Annotated in this window: 18 protein-coding genes; 5 read left to right on the forward strand and 13 right to left on the reverse strand. The window is 69.4% G+C overall.

Annotated elements, in window-relative coordinates; translation table 11 throughout:
- Window positions 1-14: 14 nt before the first annotated feature.
- A complete protein-coding gene (locus tag AQJ91_RS06605) occupies window positions 15-362 on the forward strand; it encodes a CU044_2847 family protein (RefSeq protein ID WP_067017384.1) in 348 nt (115 codons plus the stop codon).
- Window positions 363-682: 320 nt separating this feature from the next.
- Here the strand turns inward: AQJ91_RS06605 and AQJ91_RS06610 are convergent, their stop codons facing one another.
- The 10 genes from AQJ91_RS06610 to AQJ91_RS06655 form a co-directional block, all read right to left on the reverse strand.
- The gene (locus AQJ91_RS06610; RefSeq protein WP_067017386.1) at window positions 683-2,368 is read right to left on the reverse strand and encodes a Na(+)/H(+) antiporter subunit D; all 1,686 of its coding nucleotides are present in this window, start codon (window positions 2,366-2,368) and stop codon (window positions 683-685) included.
- The gene (locus AQJ91_RS06615; protein ID WP_067017388.1) at window positions 2,358-2,663 is read right to left on the reverse strand and encodes a hypothetical protein; all 306 of its coding nucleotides are present in this window, start codon (window positions 2,661-2,663) and stop codon (window positions 2,358-2,360) included. Before AQJ91_RS06615 ends, AQJ91_RS06610 begins: the two co-directional genes overlap by 11 nt.
- Window positions 2,660-4,141 carry a proton-conducting transporter transmembrane domain-containing protein gene (locus tag AQJ91_RS06620; protein WP_199847865.1) on the reverse strand — a complete coding sequence of 494 codons (1,482 nt, stop codon included), beginning with the start codon at window positions 4,139-4,141 and terminating at the stop codon, window positions 2,660-2,662. Before AQJ91_RS06620 ends, AQJ91_RS06615 begins: the two co-directional genes overlap by 4 nt.
- The gene (locus AQJ91_RS06625; RefSeq protein WP_067017390.1) at window positions 4,134-5,612 is read right to left on the reverse strand and encodes a monovalent cation/H+ antiporter subunit D family protein; all 1,479 of its coding nucleotides are present in this window, start codon (window positions 5,610-5,612) and stop codon (window positions 4,134-4,136) included. Before AQJ91_RS06625 ends, AQJ91_RS06620 begins: the two co-directional genes overlap by 8 nt.
- Window positions 5,609-6,013 carry a cation:proton antiporter subunit C gene (locus tag AQJ91_RS06630; protein WP_199847866.1) on the reverse strand — a complete coding sequence of 135 codons (405 nt, stop codon included), beginning with the start codon at window positions 6,011-6,013 and terminating at the stop codon, window positions 5,609-5,611. The genes AQJ91_RS06625 and AQJ91_RS06630 overlap by 4 nt, the downstream gene beginning before the upstream one ends.
- A complete protein-coding gene (locus tag AQJ91_RS06635) occupies window positions 6,010-7,002 on the reverse strand; it encodes a DUF4040 domain-containing protein (protein ID WP_199847867.1) in 993 nt (330 codons plus the stop codon). The genes AQJ91_RS06630 and AQJ91_RS06635 overlap by 4 nt, the downstream gene beginning before the upstream one ends.
- The gene (mnhG, locus tag AQJ91_RS06640; protein ID WP_067017391.1) at window positions 6,999-7,313 is read right to left on the reverse strand and encodes a monovalent cation/H(+) antiporter subunit G; all 315 of its coding nucleotides are present in this window, start codon (window positions 7,311-7,313) and stop codon (window positions 6,999-7,001) included. Before mnhG ends, AQJ91_RS06635 begins: the two co-directional genes overlap by 4 nt.
- The gene (locus AQJ91_RS06645) at window positions 7,310-7,591 is read right to left on the reverse strand and encodes an MrpF/PhaF family protein (RefSeq protein WP_067017392.1); all 282 of its coding nucleotides are present in this window, start codon (window positions 7,589-7,591) and stop codon (window positions 7,310-7,312) included. Before AQJ91_RS06645 ends, mnhG begins: the two co-directional genes overlap by 4 nt.
- Window positions 7,588-8,127 (reverse strand): Na+/H+ antiporter subunit E, encoded by a 540-nt coding sequence (locus AQJ91_RS06650; RefSeq protein ID WP_079084727.1) that lies wholly within the window; start codon window positions 8,125-8,127, stop codon window positions 7,588-7,590. The genes AQJ91_RS06645 and AQJ91_RS06650 overlap by 4 nt, the downstream gene beginning before the upstream one ends.
- A 208-nt stretch (window positions 8,128-8,335) precedes the next feature.
- Window positions 8,336-8,797, reverse strand: a complete 462-nt coding sequence (locus AQJ91_RS06655; RefSeq protein ID WP_067017393.1) for a CBS domain-containing protein — start codon at window positions 8,795-8,797, stop codon at window positions 8,336-8,338.
- Window positions 8,798-9,042: 245 nt separating this feature from the next.
- Here AQJ91_RS06655 and AQJ91_RS06660 point away from each other — a divergent pair, with 245 nt between their 5' ends.
- On the forward strand, window positions 9,043-10,209 hold the full coding sequence (locus AQJ91_RS06660) for a PucR family transcriptional regulator (RefSeq protein WP_079084728.1): 1,167 nt from the start codon (window positions 9,043-9,045) through the stop codon (window positions 10,207-10,209).
- Between the two features lie 61 nt (window positions 10,210-10,270).
- On the opposite strand, the gene AQJ91_RS06665 is transcribed toward AQJ91_RS06660, so the two are convergent.
- The 3 genes from AQJ91_RS06665 to AQJ91_RS06675 all read right to left on the reverse strand — a co-directional run bounded on the left by AQJ91_RS06665 (window position 10,271) and on the right by AQJ91_RS06675 (window position 13,301).
- Entirely contained in the window at window positions 10,271-11,278 is a 1,008-nt protein-coding gene (locus AQJ91_RS06665; protein ID WP_067017398.1) for an SPFH domain-containing protein, read from the reverse strand.
- Window positions 11,279-11,282: 4 nt separating this feature from the next.
- Complete coding sequence (locus AQJ91_RS06670) at window positions 11,283-11,714, reverse strand: NfeD family protein (RefSeq protein WP_067017400.1); 432 nt, start codon at window positions 11,712-11,714, stop codon at window positions 11,283-11,285.
- A gap of 147 nt (window positions 11,715-11,861) precedes the next feature.
- Window positions 11,862-13,301: an ATP-binding protein gene (locus AQJ91_RS06675; RefSeq protein WP_067017401.1), complete on the reverse strand. Its 1,440-nt coding sequence runs from the start codon at window positions 13,299-13,301 to the stop codon at window positions 11,862-11,864.
- An 850-nt stretch (window positions 13,302-14,151) separates the two neighbouring features.
- On the opposite strand from AQJ91_RS06675, the gene AQJ91_RS06685 reads away from it, so the two are divergent.
- The 3 genes from AQJ91_RS06685 to AQJ91_RS06695 all read left to right on the forward strand — a co-directional run bounded on the left by AQJ91_RS06685 (window position 14,152) and on the right by AQJ91_RS06695 (window position 16,874).
- Complete coding sequence (locus AQJ91_RS06685) at window positions 14,152-14,532, forward strand: CPCC family cysteine-rich protein (protein WP_067017403.1); 381 nt, start codon at window positions 14,152-14,154, stop codon at window positions 14,530-14,532.
- Window positions 14,529-15,260 (forward strand): HEAT repeat domain-containing protein, encoded by a 732-nt coding sequence (locus tag AQJ91_RS06690; protein ID WP_067017404.1) that lies wholly within the window; start codon window positions 14,529-14,531, stop codon window positions 15,258-15,260. Before AQJ91_RS06685 ends, AQJ91_RS06690 begins: the two co-directional genes overlap by 4 nt.
- 366 nt (window positions 15,261-15,626) lie before the next feature.
- Window positions 15,627-16,874, forward strand: coding sequence for a helix-turn-helix domain-containing protein (locus tag AQJ91_RS06695; protein WP_067018017.1), 1,248 nt, complete (start codon window positions 15,627-15,629; stop codon window positions 16,872-16,874).
- Window positions 16,875-17,087: the final 213 nt, after the last annotated feature.

The following is a 17,087-nucleotide window of genomic DNA, read 5'->3' on the forward strand; positions in this document are numbered from 1 at the left end:
GCCCAGGAGGCCCCATGCCGGACGCCGTCCAGTTCACCCTCTCCGACGGAACCGTCGTCCTCGTCGCCCCGCCTGCCCGCGCCGGCACCGGAGCCGTGGGACTCGGCACCCGCCTGGAGAGCGCGGGGAGGTCCCTGAGCGAGGCGCTCGCACCGGTCACCGCCGCCGCGTCCGAGGTGATCGGCGGGTTCCGGTCCCTCGCCCAGCGGCCCGACGAGGTGGAGGTGACCTTCGGTGTCGTACTGGACGGCAAGCTCGGCGCCGTCCTGGCGAGCGCCAGTGCGGGTGCCCACCTCGACGTGACCCTCCGCTGGAACGCCACGGACCCGGCACCTCCCTCGGACGACGCCGGGCCCTCCTGACCGGCGCACCCGGCGAACAGCCGGAGCGGATGCGGCCGGTGGCGGGCTTGTCCGTCGGGTTGGGAGCAGTTCCTGTATTGGTCGGTCATCGTTGGCTGTTTCGGGCAGCGCGGTCTGCGGTGCGGGGCCTGACGGGTGAGCAACAGACCGCCAAGGCGGCAGGGGTACGGCGTCCAGCCCACGAAGGTCAGCCACTCACCACCCGCAGCCCTCCCGGCCTGCGGCCGTTGAGACGGTCGAGCGCGGTGGCCGTGGCCTCGTCGGCCGGCATGGGCCGGCGTGGCCGTGCCCCGGCCTGGTTCCACCGTGCCGGGCCACGGTTACAGCAGCGCCAGCAAGAGCACGGTCCCCAGCAGGAAGACGGCCCACCAGACCATCACATGGGTCGACCACGGCGTCGCCAGTTCTGCCTCCGGCCGCAACGGGCGGGTGGTCGCGCTCCACAGGTTCCTGCCGCGGTGGCGCAGAGGCGGGCCCAGAGCGCGGCGCAGCCGGGTGACGGCGTGGGACAGCGCGTGCCAACCGCGCGGCAGCACCCGGCGGTAGACCACGTCGGCGTCGAGGTTGACCGAGCGGAGCTCCGGTGGGTAGAGGCCGGTGCGGACCAGCAGGGTGAAGGCCATCGAGGCGAGCAGGAGCAGTTGCAGCTGGTTGATGACGTGCGGGGCGGTGTAGGGCACGTAGTCCACTGGGTGCGGGAGGAGTTCGTACAAGAGGTTCGGTGCCACCCCGATGCCTACGCAGATCAGCGCGGCCAGCGTCATGGCCACGCGCATGTTGAGCGGGGCCTCGGCCACTCGGTGACCCCGGTCGTGGGCGAAGAAGGCGAAGTACGGGATCTTGATGCCGGCGTGGTGGAAGACGCCGGCCGAGGCGAAGAGGAGCAGCAGCCAGACCACGGTCAGATGCTCCTGCCCGACCGCCTCCATGATCATCGACTTGGTCGCGAACGCGGAGAACAGCGGGAACGCGGAGATGGATGCCGCGCCGACCATGCACAGAGCCGCCGTCTGGGGCATGGACTTGTAGAGGCCGCCGAGTTCGGAACCCTTGGTGGTGCCCGTGCGCAGCAGCACCGCGCCCATGGCCATGAACAGCAGGCTCTTGAACACCATGTCCGCCACGGCGTGCGCGCTCGCACCGTTGACCCCGAGTGCGCCGCCGACCCCGACGCCCGCCACCATGAACCCCAGCTGGTTGATCATGCTGTAGGCGAGCACCCGGCGCAGGTCGTTCTCGATCACGGCGTAGAAGATCGGGAAGACCGTCATCGCGGCGCCGACCCAGATCAGCAGGTCGGTGCCCGGGAAGCCGCGCGCCAGCACATAGACCGCGAGCTTGGTCGTGAACGGGGACAGCGCCACCGCGCCGACGACCGTCGCCTCCGGGTAGGTGTCGGTCAGCCAGGCATGCAGGAGAGGGAAGGCGCACTTGATGCCCACCGCGAGCAGGATCAGGGCGTCTCCGGGGCCGTTCAGGCCGAGGTAGCCGAACGCGAGGCCCTCGCCGGCCTGGATCCGTAGCGCGATTCCGGCCAGCATCAGCAGGCCGGAGATCAATTGTGCGACCAGGTAGCGCATTCCGGCGCGGTAGCTGCGTTCGGTGCGGCCCGCCCAGATCAGGAAGGCCGAGGACAGGCCGGCGAGCTCCCAGAACACGAACAGGGTCACGAGGTCACCGGCGAGCGCGCCGCCGACCGCGGTGCCGGCGTAGAGCGGGATGACCGCCTGCTGCAGGGGGTCCCGCAGGTGCAGGGCGTAGATCGTGGTCAGCAGCGCGGCGACCAGGAAACCGGTGGCGAACAAGCGGGACAGGGCGTCGATCCGTACCGGGGTCAGCTCCAGGCCGAAGAGGGCGATGCCGGCGCCGGGGCCCTCGGGCAGCAGCCACAGTACGACCAGGCCCGCCACCGGCAGCAGCAGCATCAGGACGCGGCGCGGCAGCCCGCGCAGCAGGGGCACACCGGCGGCGCCGAGCATCAGCAGCAGAGCGGGGCTACTCGTCATCGCGGTCCCGTTCCGACGGCTCGTAGTAGTCCTCGTCGCGCCGCAGCAGCCGCCGCAGCCCCTTGGCCGTGAGCACGAGGGTCACGCTGCCCACGAAGCCGTAGACGGCGTAGAACGCGGGCCACCGTTCGACGGAGAAGTAGGGGTGCTTGGTGTAGAAGAAGTCGGCCAGCAGGGCCAGCGCACACAGCACGGCCAGGCCGTACACGATGCGGGTCACGTTGCGCGGCTCGTCCAGCCAGCGGCGGTCGTCGAGCTCGCGGTCGTCATCGACCGGACGGTGGTCGTCGCTCACGGCAGCTCCAGGGTCCCGGCCAGCGGTTCGAGTACGGCGTCCGCGCCGAAGAACAGCGCGACGCAGCCGAGCGCGGTCAGGGTCAGTGGCCCGGTCATCACGAGCGGGGCCTCACCGTGCGCCGGCAGGTCGGCCGGCGGCCGCAGGAACGCGCGCACCGCGATCGGCATCAGATAGGCCACGGCGAGCAGCGAGCCGACGAGCAGCACCGCGAGCGGGACGACCTGATCCGCCTCGGCCGTGCCGAGGAGCATCAGCCACTTGCTCCAGGTACCGCCCGTGGGAGGCAGGCCGATGATCGAGACCGTGGCCGTCAGGAACGCGGCGAACGTCCACGGCATGGTGCGGCCGAGCCCGTCGAGTTCGCTGACGCGGGTCTTCCCGGCCGTGACGGCGATGGCGCCCGCGCACAGGAACAGGGTGATCTTGCCGACCGCATGGGTGACCATGTGCAGGGCGCCACCCGCGGCGGCGACCTCGTGGGCCAGTGTCGCGGCCAGCACGATGTAGGCGAGCTGGCTGACCGTGGAGTAGGCCAGCCGGCGCTTGAGGTTGTCCGACCGTATCGCCACGATCGCGGCGGCGATCAGCGTGAACGAGGCCACCCACTTCATCGGCTCCGTGGCCCCGCTCTCGCGCAGGGTGTCCAGGCCGAACACGTACACGGCGACCTTCAGGACCGTGAAGACCCCGGCCTTGACCACGGCCACCGCGTGCAGCAGCGCCGACACCGGGGCGGGGGCCACCATGGCCGCGGGCAACCAGCGGTGTACCGGCATCAGCGCCGCCTTGCCGATGCCGAACAGGTAGAGCGCGAAGAGCAGGGTGAGCACCCCGGATCCGGCCTGGCCGGCCAGGATCCCGCCGAGCCGGAAGTCCGTGGTGCCGGCCAGGACCCAGGTCCAGATGATCGCGGGCAGCAGCAGTCCGATGGAGGTGACCAGGAGCATCACCACATACGTGCGTGCCCCGCGCCGGGCCTGCTTGTCGCCGTGGTGGGCCACCAGGGGCCAGGTCGCCAGGGTCATCAGCTCGTACCCGATGAACAGGGTGACCAGGTTGGCCGACAGCGCGATCCACATCGCGGACGCGATCGCCAGCGCGAAGAAGGCGAAGAACCTGTCCAGGGCGGGCTCTCGCGCGGCGCGCAGGTAACCGGCGGCGTAGACGGTGGTCACCGGCCAGAGCACCGCGGCGACCGAGGCGAACAGCAGGCCCAGCGGTTCGAGCGCGAACTCCAGCGACAGGCCGGGCAGCCACGTCCACAGCTCGAAGCGCAGGCCGTCGTCGGCCACGGGCCACAGGGCGAGCACCACGCCCGTCAGCGCGAGGCCGACGGCGACCGAAGCCGCCTCACGGGCGATCGGCCGGTGCCGCAGGAGCAGTACGGCACCACAGGCCAGCAGGGGAAGGGCCACCGCGGCCGGAAGGGCGGCGGCCCGGTCGGGGGAGGTCCAGGCGGCGGTCAGCTCAGCCACCCCCCTTGCCGAGCAGTGCTTCGGCCGCGGCGTCGGCGAGGTGGGCCGGCAGGGAGGCGTCGATCCCGAAATAGACCGACAGCAGGACGAGGAACCAGATGGCCGCGACCATCGACGCCGGTGGGCGCAGCGGTTCGGGCCCGTCGGGCGGCTCACGGAACCAGGCGACCTCGACGACACGACCGACGTAGACCAGGGCGAGCAGCGACCCGGCCAGCATGGCCACGAGCACGGGCCACTGGTCCCGCTCGACCAGCGCCGTCACCAGCGCCCACTTGCTGACGAAGCCCGCGGTCGGCGGCACCCCGACCAGGCCGAGGCCGGCCACCACGAACGCGGCGAACGTCCAGGGCATCCGGCGCCCGAGCCCGGCCAGGTCCGTCAGCCGGACCGAGCCGAGCCGCAGCAACAGCAGCCCGGCGATCGCGAACAGCGCGGCCTTGGTCACCGAATGCATGATCATGTACAGATACGCGGCGGAGACGCCGACCGTGGTGGCCAGGCTGACTCCGGCCACGATGTAGCCGACCTGCGCGACGCTGGACCAGGCCAGCACGTACCGGAGGTCGTCCTGGAAGCACGCGGCGGCGGAGCCCGCCAGGATTCCCAGACAGGCCAGGATCAGGCCGATCCGGTCGATGGGCATCGACCCGAACACCAGCGACGCGCCGAAGACGGTGAACGCGAACCGGCAGAACACGTAGATCGCGACCTTGGTGCCCGTCGCGGCGACGAACGTGCTCACGGCGGACGGCGCTTCCCCATAGGCCGCGGGCAACCAGGCATGCAGCGGGAAGACGGCCATCTTGACCGCGAGACCGACGAAGACGAAGACCACGGCGGCCTGCAGCGCGCGGTTGTCGTGACCGCCGGTCAGCCGCTGCGCCAGGTCGGCCATGTTCAGCGTGCCGGTGACCGCGTAGGCCAGGCCGATGCCGATCAGCAGGAACGTCGCCCCGATGGTGCCGATCACCAGGTAGCGGAAACTGGCCAGCAGCGCCTGCCTGCGGCGCCCCATCGCGATCATGGTGTAGGTCGAGAGCGAGCTGATCTCAAGGAACACGAAGGCGTTGAACACGTCCCCGGTGATGGCCAGGCCCAGCAGCCCGGCCAGGGTGAGACACAGGCATGCGTAGAGCAGCGGGGTACGCCTGGCGTCGAGCTCGGCCGCGACACTGCGACGGCTGTAGACCGCGACGACCACGGCGCTCAGCGACACCAGCAGCAGCACGGGGGTGTTGAAGCCGTTGACCACGAACTCGATGCCGTACGGCGCCTGCCAGTCGCCCATCGCGTACTGCAGCGCCCCGGTCCGGTCCACGCGCTCGGCCAGCCAGACGGCGCAGGTCAGGGAGGCCAGGGCGGCGACGAGGAACAGCAGCCATGCCACGAGCCGTGAGCGCAGCAGCACACAGAGCGGCGCGCAGAGCAGAGGGACCGCCACCTGCAGTGCCGGCAGCTGACCCGTCATGAGCCGCCGCCGTCCTGCTCGGCGGTGCGCTCACGGTCGTGCGCGGTAACACCTTCGGTGCTGTCGCGTTCGAGCACCTCGTCCTCCTCGACCGTGCCGTACGCCTCGAAGATGCGGGCGGCCAGGGCCAGCCCCACGGCGAGGGTGGCGACGCCGACCACGATGGCGGTGAGGATCAGCACCTGCGGCAGCGGGTGGGAGTAGGTCTCGACGTCGTCCGAGATGATCGGCGCGCTGCCCCCGTCCCGCTTGCCGAGGCCGATGTAGAAGAGGAAGACGCCGCCCTGGAAGAGGGCGAGGCCGATCAGTTTCTTCAGCAGGTTGCCGTGACTGATGACGACGTAGAGCCCGATCAGCATCAGGGCGAAGAACGTCCAGTAGACGTAGTGGGAGGCGATCACCGTGCCACCCCCCGGCCCGCGAAGCCGAAGAAGATCGTCGTCATCACCGACGCGACGGTGATGCCGATGGCCGTCTCGACCACGAGGATCCCGAGATGCTGCCCGGTCTCGGGGTGGCTCGCGAGGACGTCGTAGTCCAGGAAGGAGCCGCCGAGCAGCATGGTGGTCACGCCGAGCCCGATATAGACCAGCAGCCCGAGGGAGACCAGCGACCACAGCGCGGCACGAGGCACCACCTGCTGGGCCCGGTCCAGTCCGAACACCAGACCGTAGAGCACGAAGCCGGACGCGAAGATCACGCCGGCCTGGAAGCCGCCCCCGGGGCCGTAGTCGCCGTGGAAGAGCACGTAGAGCGCGAACAGCAGGATGAGCGGCATGAGCGCGCCGCTGACGACGCGGATGACGCGGTAGTCGGCGAGATGGAAGTCGGCGGTCGGCCGGGTCCGCTCCGGCCGGGCCAGCGGACCGAGCAGCGACAGTACGGCGAGCCCCGCGGTGAAGACGACGACCAGTTCACCCAGCGTGTCGAGCCCTCGGTAGCTGGCCAGCACCGAGGTGACGGTGTTGGGGATCCCGATGTCCTCCTGAGACTGGTGCAGGTACACGTCGGTGACGGGGTGGCGCTGCACGGGACTGTCTGCGGCGCCGAACTCGGGCAGGTCGAGACTGGCGTAGCCGAGCGTGCCGCCGACCAGCAGCACGGCGACCGCGCCGGGCAGGCGCCGCCGGCGGGGTGTGACGGACTCCCAGGAGCGGGTCAGCGCGAGCACACCGAGGATCAGCACCGTGCTGATGCCGACGCCGACCGCGGCTTCGGTGAACGCCACGTCCACGGCGTCGAGGAGGACGAAGACGCTCGCGGTGACCAGGCTGAACAACGCCGCCAGCATCGTGGCCTCGTAGAGCGCGCGCAGCCGCGTGATGGTCACAGCGGTCGCCATGAGGATGGCGAGCAGCGATACGTTGATCAGGGTGAAGGTCGTGCTCACTGGCGCGGGTCACCCTCCCGCCACATGGGCACGCCGTCCCGTCGCGCGGCGTGCGCCAGGATGTGCGTCGCGGTCGGACCGGTCAGCGCCAGGAAGAGCAGAATGATCAGCAGGCGGACCGCGGTGCTCCAGGCGTCCACCCGCAGCAGCAGGCCCAGCAGGATCAGCCCGGCACCGGCGGAGTCGGTGACACCGGCGGCGTGGATACGGGTGTAGAAGTCCGGGAAGCGCAGCATGCCCACCCCGCCGGAGAGCACGGCCAGGGCACCGGCGGCCAGCAGCACACCGCTGAGCACCTCAAGGACACTCACCCTCGTTCGCCCCCCTCCGCCTCGCTCAGCAGTTCCCGGTAGTGGGTCAGGCGCAGCACCGCGACGGTGGCGACGAAGTTGACCAGCGCGTAGAGGATCCCGATGTCGAGGAACTCGGGACGGCCGAAGAGAAAACCGGCCACCGCGACGAACAGCACGGTCTTGGTGCCGAACGTGTTGATCGCGAGGATGCGGTTGTAGAGGCCGGGGCCCATGAACGCGCGCAGCAGCGTGAGCACCATGGTGACCAGCAGCGCCGCCATGACGGCGAAGATCATCGTCGCGCCTCCGTCCGCCGCACCCGGCTCAGCATGCGCCCCTCTCGGAGCTCGTCGACACCGGCCCGCTCCAGGCTGTGCACCTCGATGTGGTCCGCCTCGATGTCCAGCGACAGCGTGCCCGGGGTCAGCGTGATCGAGTTCGCGTAGACCACCTGCGACAGCTCCGGCAGGTGCGCCGCCGGAGTCGACTCCACCACGGGTCTCAGATCCGGCCGCGGCGACCACACCTTCCGCACCACCGCGTACGTCGCGACGAGAACCTGCCCGCTCAACCACAGGAAGTACCGCGGCAGGCGCAGGGCGAAAGCGACCGTCACACTCTGGTGGTCGAGGCCGGCCCGCCGCATCAGCCAGCAGACCACGGCGACCGAGAGCGCACCGAGCGCCAGCAGTAGCGGCTCGAAGTGCCCGGAGAGCAGCAGCCAGAACACGACGGGGAACGGAACAGTCCGAAGGAATCGCATGATGCTCTTGCGCCGGGGGTGCTGCTGTGCGCTCGCGGCGCGGGTGGAGTCGCGGTCCAGCAGGCTCACACGGCTCCCTCACGGTCACGCCGACCGGTCGGCCGGTTGCCCAGAGCGGCGGTCTGCCGGGTGGGCCCGGCCCTCACACGCCGGGCGCCGACGGCTGGGACGTACCCCGCGGGGGGCGGGAGATCGAGAACCGTCGGTGTGCACCGGCCGAGAGGACCGCCGGCGCCCTTCCGCGAAGACGACCATGCGAGGTGCACATCCCTGGTCATCAGGGCGCGCCCTGAGCAGCGGTGGCGAGCAGCCCGAGCAGACGGTTGGCGGTGACGATCCCGAGGATCCCGCCCCCTTCCCGCTCGACCAGGGCGAACGGGCACTGGCGCCGTACCATCAACTCGGCGATCTCGACGGCCGTCGCCTGCGCTTCGACCTTCGGTATCCGGGACGGACCCCAGGTGAGGACGTCGCGGACGCGGGTGCCGGCCATCGCCGCCGCTATCCGGTCGGCATGCCCCTCGTCGATGACGTGGGTGAGGCCGGGATCGTCCAGGAAATAGTGGGGAAGCGCCGCCCGGAGCAGGTCGACCGACGACATACAGCCGATCACCTCACCCCGTTCATCGGCGACGACGAGGCCGGGCAGACCATGCCGGGAGACCATCTGCACGGCGGACAGGATGTCGTCGTCCGGGAGCGCGGTCGGCAAGGTCTCGATGACATCGGCGGCATGCATGAGTGTCTCCCGTCATCGAAACATCGGCACGGGCAACTCGCTTACCACGATTATCTGGTACTTCGTGAACGTGGCCAACGTCCGAGGTGGTCAATCACTGGCCCACATTCTTTGCCGACGACCGGCAAGAAGGGCTTCGCCACGCCGAAAGCGCCGATCTCCCGACGGACAGCCGGTAGTGGTTGGGCGCGCGACATAGCAAGCTGTCTGGTGTGCCACCGCATGAGAAGAGGATCGAGCTCGCCATGACAGGGGGAACACCTCCGGACCCCGCCGGGGCGGGGTCGCCCAGCGTGGCGGACCTCGTCGGACGGGCGAGCGACGAGGCCCGCGGCGTGCCGGCGGATCTCCTGGAGGGATACCTGACCGTGCTCGCGAAGGTCAGCGCGGGAGGACGGCTCTGCCCGGACGAACTCCGCCGCCGACGCGACATCGGCGCCCGGGCGGCCGAGCGGAACGTGCCCATGCGTGGTGTCGTCGACCTCTACCTGAGCGCGACGTGGCTGGCCTGGCCCTCGTTGCCCGGTGTGCGGGAGGCCACGGGCGCGGATGCGCTGCGCCGGATCGGCGAGGCCGTCTTCCGCGCCGCCGACGCGACGATCACGGCGGTGGCGGAAGGGTACGAAGAGGCCCAGCGCTGGTCACTGCGTCAGGAGGAGTCGTTCCGGCGTGAGTTCGTCGACGACCTCCTCGACGGGCGCAATGTGGAGACACTGGTGGGACGTGCCGAGCGGTACGGCCTGCGGCTCGCCGGCAGCTATGTGGTGATCGTGGCGGCGGGCCCGCAGCCGTTCGTCGACGGCGGCCCGATGACCCGCCAGGTGGAGTCCATCGTCAGCCTCGGCCCCGCGAGCAGAGACGTCCTCGTGACGACCAGGGACGGTCTGCTGGTGTGCATCGTGCCCGACCTGCACGGCACCGTGGAGGAGTTCGTCACGCGCGTCATGGAGAGCCTCCGGCCCGACGGCGCCTGGCGGCTCGGCATCGGACGCCCGCAGCGCGGGCCGGGCGGTGCCGTCCGCTCCTTCGAGCAGGCCCGGCAAGCACTCCACATCGGCCAACGCCTGCAACTGCCCGGTCAGGTGCACCGGGCGTCCGACCTCCTCGTCTACCAGGTGCTGATCCGGGACAGGAGCGCGCTCGCCGACCTCGTCGAGGTCGTCCTGGAGCCGATAAGGAAGGCACGCACCGGCCCCGGCACGCTGCTGCACACGCTGGCGGCGTACTACGCTGCGGACCGGGTGGCGACCGTAGCGGCGCGCGAACTGCACGTCGGGGTACGGACCGTGACCTACCGACTCGACCGGGTCGAGGAACTGACCGGGTACTCGGTGCACGACCCGCAGCAGAGCTTCACGCTGCAGGTCGCCGTCCTCGGTGCACAACTGCTCGGCTGGCCCGAGGGATCCTGACCTTTCCCGGGCCGACCGGTGGGGCGGGTCGCCCTGGCGTCGGGACTCGGCCTCCAGGCGATCACACCCCGCGATCGGCCCTGGCTGCGTCGGCGAGGGCCGCGGCAGCCGCTTCGGCGGCCTGAGCCGCGTCGTCGGCGGCCTGGGCAGCCATGTCGTCCGACGGTTTCTCACGGGTGGCCGGCGACTGGGGCAGCACTTCGCTGAAGGCGCGGGTCACGCCCTGGAGTGCGGCGGTCATCTCGCTGGGGATCACCCAGAAGGTGCTGCCCGGGCCTTGCGCGAGTTGGGGCAGCATCTGGAGGTACTGGTAGGCGAGCAGCTTGGGGTCGGGGTCGTTGCGATGCACGGCCTGGAACACCTCGTCGATGGCCCGGGACTGGCCCTCGGCCTGGAGGATCGCGGCGGTGCGATTACCCTCCGCGCGCAGGACGGCGGCCTGCTTGTCGCCTTCGGCGGTGAGAATCTGCGACTGGCGCTGCCCTTCGGCCCCGAGAATCGCGGCCCGCTTGTCCCGCTCGGCTCGCATCTGCTTCTGCATTGCGTCCTTGATGGACTGCGGAGGGTCGATGGCCTTGATCTCCACCCGGTTGACCCTCAGCCCCCACTTGCCGGTGGCCTCGTCCAGCACGCCACGAAGCTGGCTGTTGATGGTGTCCCGTGAGGTAAGAGTCTTTTCCAGATCCATCGATCCCACGACGTTGCGCAACGTGGTGACGGTGAGCTGCTCGACCGCCTGAAGGAAATTCGCGATCTCGTAGAAAGCCGCTCGCGGGTCGGTGACCTGGAAGTACAGGACGGTGTCGATCTCGACGACCAGATTGTCCTCGGTGATGACCGGCTGCGGCTTGAAGGAGACGACCTGTTCCCGCAGGTCGATCACCGGGTGAACGCGGTCGATATAAGGGATGACGAGGCTGAGGCCGGGCTTCAGGGTCCGGTGGTAGCGGCCGAGTCGCTCGACATTACGAGCGCGTGCTTGGGGCACGATACGGACCGCCCGCACCACGGTGAAAACCGCGATGAGCGCGACGATCAGGCCGGCAACGAAGAACGCGGAGGTTTCCATGGCTTCAGTCCCGGGGGTAGACGATCGCGGTGGCGCCGCTGATCTCTATGACGTCGACGGTCGCTCCAGCAGCAATCACCAGCGTCTCGTCGTAGGCGCGGGCCGTCCATTCCTCGCCGTCGATACGGACCCTGCCGCCCAGGCCCGTCACCTCCGAGACGACATGGGCGGCCCTGCCGACCAGTGCGTCTGTACCGAATCGCGCCACTTGGGGCTGGAGCACGTGACGCACCGCGACAGGACGCACGAACACCACGGTGACTGTGGCGACGACGGTGAACACCAAGAGCTGGAAGGGCAGCGGCAGCCCGACCGCAGCGGACCCCGCCGTGACCAACGCGGCCGCACCCAGCATTCCGAGCGCGGCGGTAAGGGTGAAGATCTCCGCCGCGGCGAACACGGCTGCGATGATCAACCAGATCAGCCATAGATCCATTGCGTGCCTCTTCTGACCGGCGCGGGCGCGAAGGGCACCACAAGCGGCCACTCCGCACCTTTATATTAGTTTTTACCCATACGGCGAAGATCACTCATTTCACACAGGCGGTCCAGGCCGACACCTCGCCCCGCACCTTCTCCGCACTCATCGGGGCTGCCACGCCCGTACGAGGTCCTCCGGTCCCCAGTGCGCGGTCAGTGGCAGATCATCAGCCACCCCGCAGCGGGAGACCGCGACCAGCGGAGTGTCCGGGGTGGTACCGGGGACAGCGAGCATGTCGCGTACCAAGGCGTCGTACTCATGACGGCCGAAGGGCTGGGTCTCCAGCCACTTGACCGACCCGACGAAGTGCACCTGCCGGGCCACCGGCTCGCGGTCTGCACCAATGAGGTCGATCTCGGGGTTGTTCTGACGGTTCCACCAACCGCCGATGGCCTCGGTCTCGGGCCACTCGTCAGTGGGCATCAGACGCAGCAAGGAGTCACGGATCAGTGGCTCGACCGCTCGCCCGCGCCAGGTGGTCCATGACCGCTCGATGCGTTCCAGCGCCAAGTCACCGCGGCCACGCTCGATGAGTGGGATGGCGCGTGCCAGGAAAGCCAGCCAGAACCGCAGATACGGGTCGGCGATCCGGTAGCGCTTGTTCTTGCTGTCCGGCTTGACGGACAGGGGGAGATCAGCGGCCAGGACTCGCTTTGCCTGCAGCATGGCCAGCAGCGGGGAGAGCGTGCCGGACGGCAGCGCGCTGGCGCCGCCGGCCTGGGCTGCGATCGCGCTGAACGTGCGCTCACCACTGCCAACCGCTTCCAGTACGGCCCGTGAGTGCGAAGCCTCGGGGAATTCGCCCAGCAGGGACAGCTCGCCGGCCACCAGCAGGGGTGAGAGAGGATTAGCGACCGAAGCCTGCAAGAAGGCCGTACGTCCCATACCCGGCCGCCATGACTGCACGATCTCGGGGAATCCTCCAGTGAGCAACTGGGCGTCGACGGCTCTGGCGGCGTCGAGCCCGGTCATGGCCTGCACGTCGGCCAGATTCAGGGGACGGACGGTCATTTTCGCTGCCCGGCCGAAGAACGGGCGCCCGTACGACTGCAGCGCCTCCATCACCGACGTATCGCTGCCGACCAGCAGCAGAAGCACGGGCTTGGAAGACAGGTGACGGTCCCACACGGTCTGGAGTGCGCCCTCGAATTCCTGATCCTGCTCGACCAGCCAGGGCACCTCGTCAATCACCGCGATGCTGGGTGAGTCGTCGGGTACCGCGAGCGCCAGCGAGCGCAGGGCCTGGTTCCAGTCCTGCGCCTGGAGGCCGGCGACCAGCTCAACCCCCGGCAGTGGCGACTGCGCGAGGGTCGCGGCAAAGTCGGCGCGCTCAGTCACAGGGTTACGTCCCCGGGTGGCCTGGAACACCACATACGGTGCTCCCGAGCGGTCGCAGAACTCCTGGGCCAGTCGCGACTTCCCCACTCGGCGCCGGCCCGTCATGATCACAGCCCGCCCCCGAGTGGCTCCAACACCCTCTGCCACTGTCCGGTACTGCTCGGCCAGCAGTTCAAGATCTCCGGCCCGACCTTGGAACTCCATGACGCACCCCCAGGGGCAATTAACGTAGATGGATTATTACGTAGATTGAATCTTACTTCGCCCCCCTATCCCGGCACGGGCAAAAACCAGGGGTCCACAGCGTCACAACGCCTTGACGTCCTTCTTGCTGATGTCCACACCGGCGCAGCGACGTTGAAGCGGAACATCTGCAACAGGCTCTCACCTGCGAAAGCTGGCTCCTGCGAGATCCAAGTCAGCACAGAATCAGCACCGGCGACAGACCCGGCCCGTATGCGGCCAGGAAGGGCGGCCGCTCGTTGACGATCTCGTGGCCCGGGCCTCGCCGAGTCGCTGCGGCTGAGCCATGACCACACTGCCCGACTGGATGCGCCCGCCGCGCGGGGAAGGCTGGTTCGTTGCGACGGCGCGATCAGCCTCACCGCCGCCGAACGCCGTCGGCTGCGCATCCTGCGCGAGGCTCGCAACCTCGTCGCCCACCGCGTCCCCCTCGACGGTGACCGGCTCCGCCACCTGGTCGAGGAGCTGTGCCGTTGACATGAAGGCGCCGAGAAAACCCAGCACCATCCCAGCACGGGAAACAGCAAGGGTCGACTCCCGGAAGAGCCGACCCCATCAGACCTGCATGTTTGGCAGGCCGGCAACGTGGTGTTATTTGATCCGCTCAGACGTTGAAGCGGAACGTCTGCGGACCGATCCTGACCTGCGACGGATCCCCCTCCAGGGCCCTGACCTGGGGTTTCCTGGTTGGCGTGCGTTGGCTCCCGACGGCCGTTTACGGGTGCCCTGCGGACTGGCTGCGGACTGGCCGGGGGTGCCGAGGCGGAGAAATCCATGGCGCACCGGCCAGACCTGCAACGAGACTGCGCAGGTGAGCGACCGCTACCCCTGTCCCTGCTGCGGGCACCGCGTGCTCGACGCCATGCCCGGCTCCTACGAGATCTGCCCCGTCTGCTTCTGGGAGGACGACGGGGTCCAGTTCCGCTGGCCGACCATGCCCGGCGGAGCGAACCAGATCTCCCTGATCGAGGCCCAGCGCAACTATCAGGACTTCGGCGCCTGCGACCAGCACGGCCGGCGGTACGTCCGCCCGCCGGCCGAGGACGAGCCGCTCGCCCCCGCCTGGCGCCCCATCGACCTGACACGCGACTCCTTCGAGGACTGGTCAGCCGAGGACCGCGTCCCGTGGCCCGAGGACCGCTCGGTGCTCTGCTGGTGGCTGCCCACCTTCTGGCGGCGCGATCACCCATGACCACTCACATCGAGAGACTCCTCCAGCAGCTCGACGACTCGTCCGGCCCGTCGTACGACGCCCGCGCGGAACTGATCGGCATCGGCTCTGCCGCCATCCCCGCCATCATCGACGGACTGCCCTCCCTCGGCGGCTTCGGTCAGCTGACCGCCATCGAGGTCTTCGAAGAGGTGGCGGACCCCCGCTGCGGCCCCGCGCTGATCGCCCTCCTGCACAGCGACGACTCCACCGTCCGGGAATGGGCGGCGATGGCCCTGGCCAGCCTGAAGATCGACGACGCGGTCGAGCCCGTGCGCAGCGCCTATCGCGCCTGCCTGGAACGGGCGACGCCACCGGACTGGAGCGAGCCGGAAGGCATCCGCTGGGCCCTGACCGAACTCGGCGCACGCACCCCCGTCGTCCCACCGCTTACTGCTCACCTACGAGCCACCGCTGCGGACAACGCTCCGGGCTGGCCCTCGGCCCGCTTCACCGAGATCATCAACGACCTGGCCGACCACGCCCAGGTGATCCTCTACTCCCAGTTCTGGCGAGTTGACAGCGGCGGCACGTACGGGATCTCCGGCACCGGCCTGGACTGGGAAATCGACTGGACTGCGCCCTGGGAGCACCTGGTCGAAGAGGCCCGCACGTGGTCCCTGCTGGAAGCCTCCGAAGCCCCCGTCGGCGACAACACCTTCGTCGTCCCCACCTGGATCGACCGTACCGACCTGTACCCGGATAAGTGACCGATGCCGTTCCGGCACCCGCGGAGACCAGCTGCGGCTACGTAGTCGAGCGCTGTGACTTCGCGAAGGACGGGACCCCGCCCATGGGCCTGTCGCTCTCGAACACTTTGTTCCGATCATGGTCAATCCCGGTCGCCCCGAGGAACGGGCAGGGAACAACGAAGAACGAAAGAGGCAACGGGCAACACCGTCGAACCCCGATTCTCCAAACGAGGGTCGTGCCAGACTCAGTTTCGGACGCGAAGCGAAACGACACCGTTACAGCAAGTGTTCACCATCGGGTTTCGCGTCGACCGGTGGTCGTCTGATGACGGCTCCCGTGAGGGCGGACGGCTCTCGCGGTCACTGTTCAAGGGGAGGTTGATGATGAGCACGACTTTACGTTTTGGCCCGGAACTTCGCCGTTTACGAGTGGAAGCGGGGCTAACTCTTACCGAGTTCTCCGTGGCGCTCAACTACGACAAGGGGCACCTCAGCAAGGTCGAGCGCGGAGAGCGTTCCACGTCCCCCGAACTGGCCCGGCGGTGTGACGCCCTTCTCGGCGCGGACGGCGAACTGCAGCGCTTGGTCGTCCGCCCCGAAGCGGACTCGGGCTCCGCCGCCTCCCCCGCCGGTCCCTGCCGCTGGCTAGTCGGGCGTCGGGCAGTCCTCTCGGCGGGCACGGGAGTGCTGATCGACCTCAGCCTGAAACTCGGCGGTCAGGCGTTGTCCTACGCCGACGACCCCCTCCTGGGCTCCTACCGCATGCAATTCGACCAGCTGCGGAAGCTCGGCCAGTCCACCGCTCCCAAGATCTTGCTCCCCCTGTTGGAGACGCAGACCCGCATGGTCGCCGGGCTCGCCTCCGACGCCCGGTCCGCCTCCCGGGCCCCTGCGTTCCTGCTCGCCTCACGGTTCGCGGAGTTCACCGGCTGGATGGCCCAGGAGGCCGGGGACAGCGACGCAGCACTCGGCTGGACGGGCGAGGCCGTCGAATTGGCGCGCGCCGGGGGTGACCCGTACCTCGGTTCCTACGCACTGGTGCGGCGCGCCCTGGTCACAATGTACGGCGGGGACGCCGCTGGCACCGTCGCCCTGGCCCGCCGTGCCCAGAGCAGCGAACTCCCACCGCGCATCAGGGGACTCGCGGCCCAACGAGAGGCCCAAGGGCACGCGGTCGTCGGCAACGAAGTCGACTGCCTCCGCAGCCTCGATAGGGCGCGGGAACTGCTCGCCGACGATGACGCCCTCAACGGCGCCGAGCCCGTGATCGGCACCTCACACGTGAGCGATCCGGCGGCGATGTCGACCGGCTGGTGTCTGCACGACCTCGGGCGCCCCAAGACTGCTGCCGAGGTACTCGACCGAGAGTACCGCCGCCTTCCGCCGCACGCGCTGCGTACCCGCGCCCGGTACGGCTTCCGCAGGTCCCTGGCACATGCCGCCTCCGGGGAGGTCGAGCACGCGTGCGCGATCGCCGGGGAGCTCCTGGGAGTGATGCCGGCCGTGCCCTCGGCGACGGTGAACAGCGACGTCCGACGCCTCTCACGGGAACTGTCCCGGTTTCGGAGCAGCCGCGCCGTGCGTGATCTACAACCCGCGCTGGCGCGCGTACTCGCTCCCGCGCACGACTGACAGCCGCTCCACGACCGACACGGACTCGAGCCGCCCGGCTCGCCCCACTACCGCCCCCTCCGGCCCTCCGGATCCCATGATCCCCGCGGGCCTCTCTGATTCCCGCCCGACGCGTCGCATCGCGTCCCCCGGCTTCTCCGGGCTGCCCGCAGCCAGTGACGCACAGGCGGTGCCCCTCCATTCGCATGCCCTCCCGTGGACGCGCCATGCCGT

Source organism: Streptomyces dysideae, from assembly GCF_001514305.1.
GTDB lineage: Bacteria > Actinomycetota > Actinomycetes > Streptomycetales > Streptomycetaceae > Streptomyces > Streptomyces dysideae.

Excerpts from the sequence above, each read along its gene's own strand:
- AQJ91_RS06605 (WP_067017384.1), top strand. The coding sequence starts at position 15 with ATGCCGGACGCCGTCCAGTTCACCCTCTCCGACGGAACCGTCGTCCTC.
- AQJ91_RS06610 (WP_067017386.1), bottom strand. The coding sequence starts at position 2,368 with ATGACGAGTAGCCCCGCTCTGCTGCTGATGCTCGGCGCCGCCGGTGTG.
- AQJ91_RS06625 (WP_067017390.1), bottom strand. The coding sequence starts at position 5,612 with ATGACGGGTCAGCTGCCGGCACTGCAGGTGGCGGTCCCTCTGCTCTGC.
- AQJ91_RS06645 (WP_067017392.1), bottom strand. The coding sequence starts at position 7,591 with ATGATCTTCGCCGTCATGGCGGCGCTGCTGGTCACCATGGTGCTCACG.
- AQJ91_RS06655 (WP_067017393.1), bottom strand. The coding sequence starts at position 8,797 with ATGCATGCCGCCGATGTCATCGAGACCTTGCCGACCGCGCTCCCGGAC.
- AQJ91_RS06660 (WP_079084728.1), top strand. The coding sequence starts at position 9,043 with ATGACAGGGGGAACACCTCCGGACCCCGCCGGGGCGGGGTCGCCCAGC.
- AQJ91_RS06665 (WP_067017398.1), bottom strand. The coding sequence starts at position 11,278 with ATGGAAACCTCCGCGTTCTTCGTTGCCGGCCTGATCGTCGCGCTCATC.
- AQJ91_RS06670 (WP_067017400.1), bottom strand. The coding sequence starts at position 11,714 with ATGGATCTATGGCTGATCTGGTTGATCATCGCAGCCGTGTTCGCCGCG.
- AQJ91_RS06675 (WP_067017401.1), bottom strand. The coding sequence starts at position 13,301 with ATGGAGTTCCAAGGTCGGGCCGGAGATCTTGAACTGCTGGCCGAGCAG.
- AQJ91_RS06690 (WP_067017404.1), top strand. The coding sequence starts at position 14,529 with ATGACCACTCACATCGAGAGACTCCTCCAGCAGCTCGACGACTCGTCC.
- AQJ91_RS06695 (WP_067018017.1), top strand. The coding sequence starts at position 15,627 with ATGAGCACGACTTTACGTTTTGGCCCGGAACTTCGCCGTTTACGAGTG.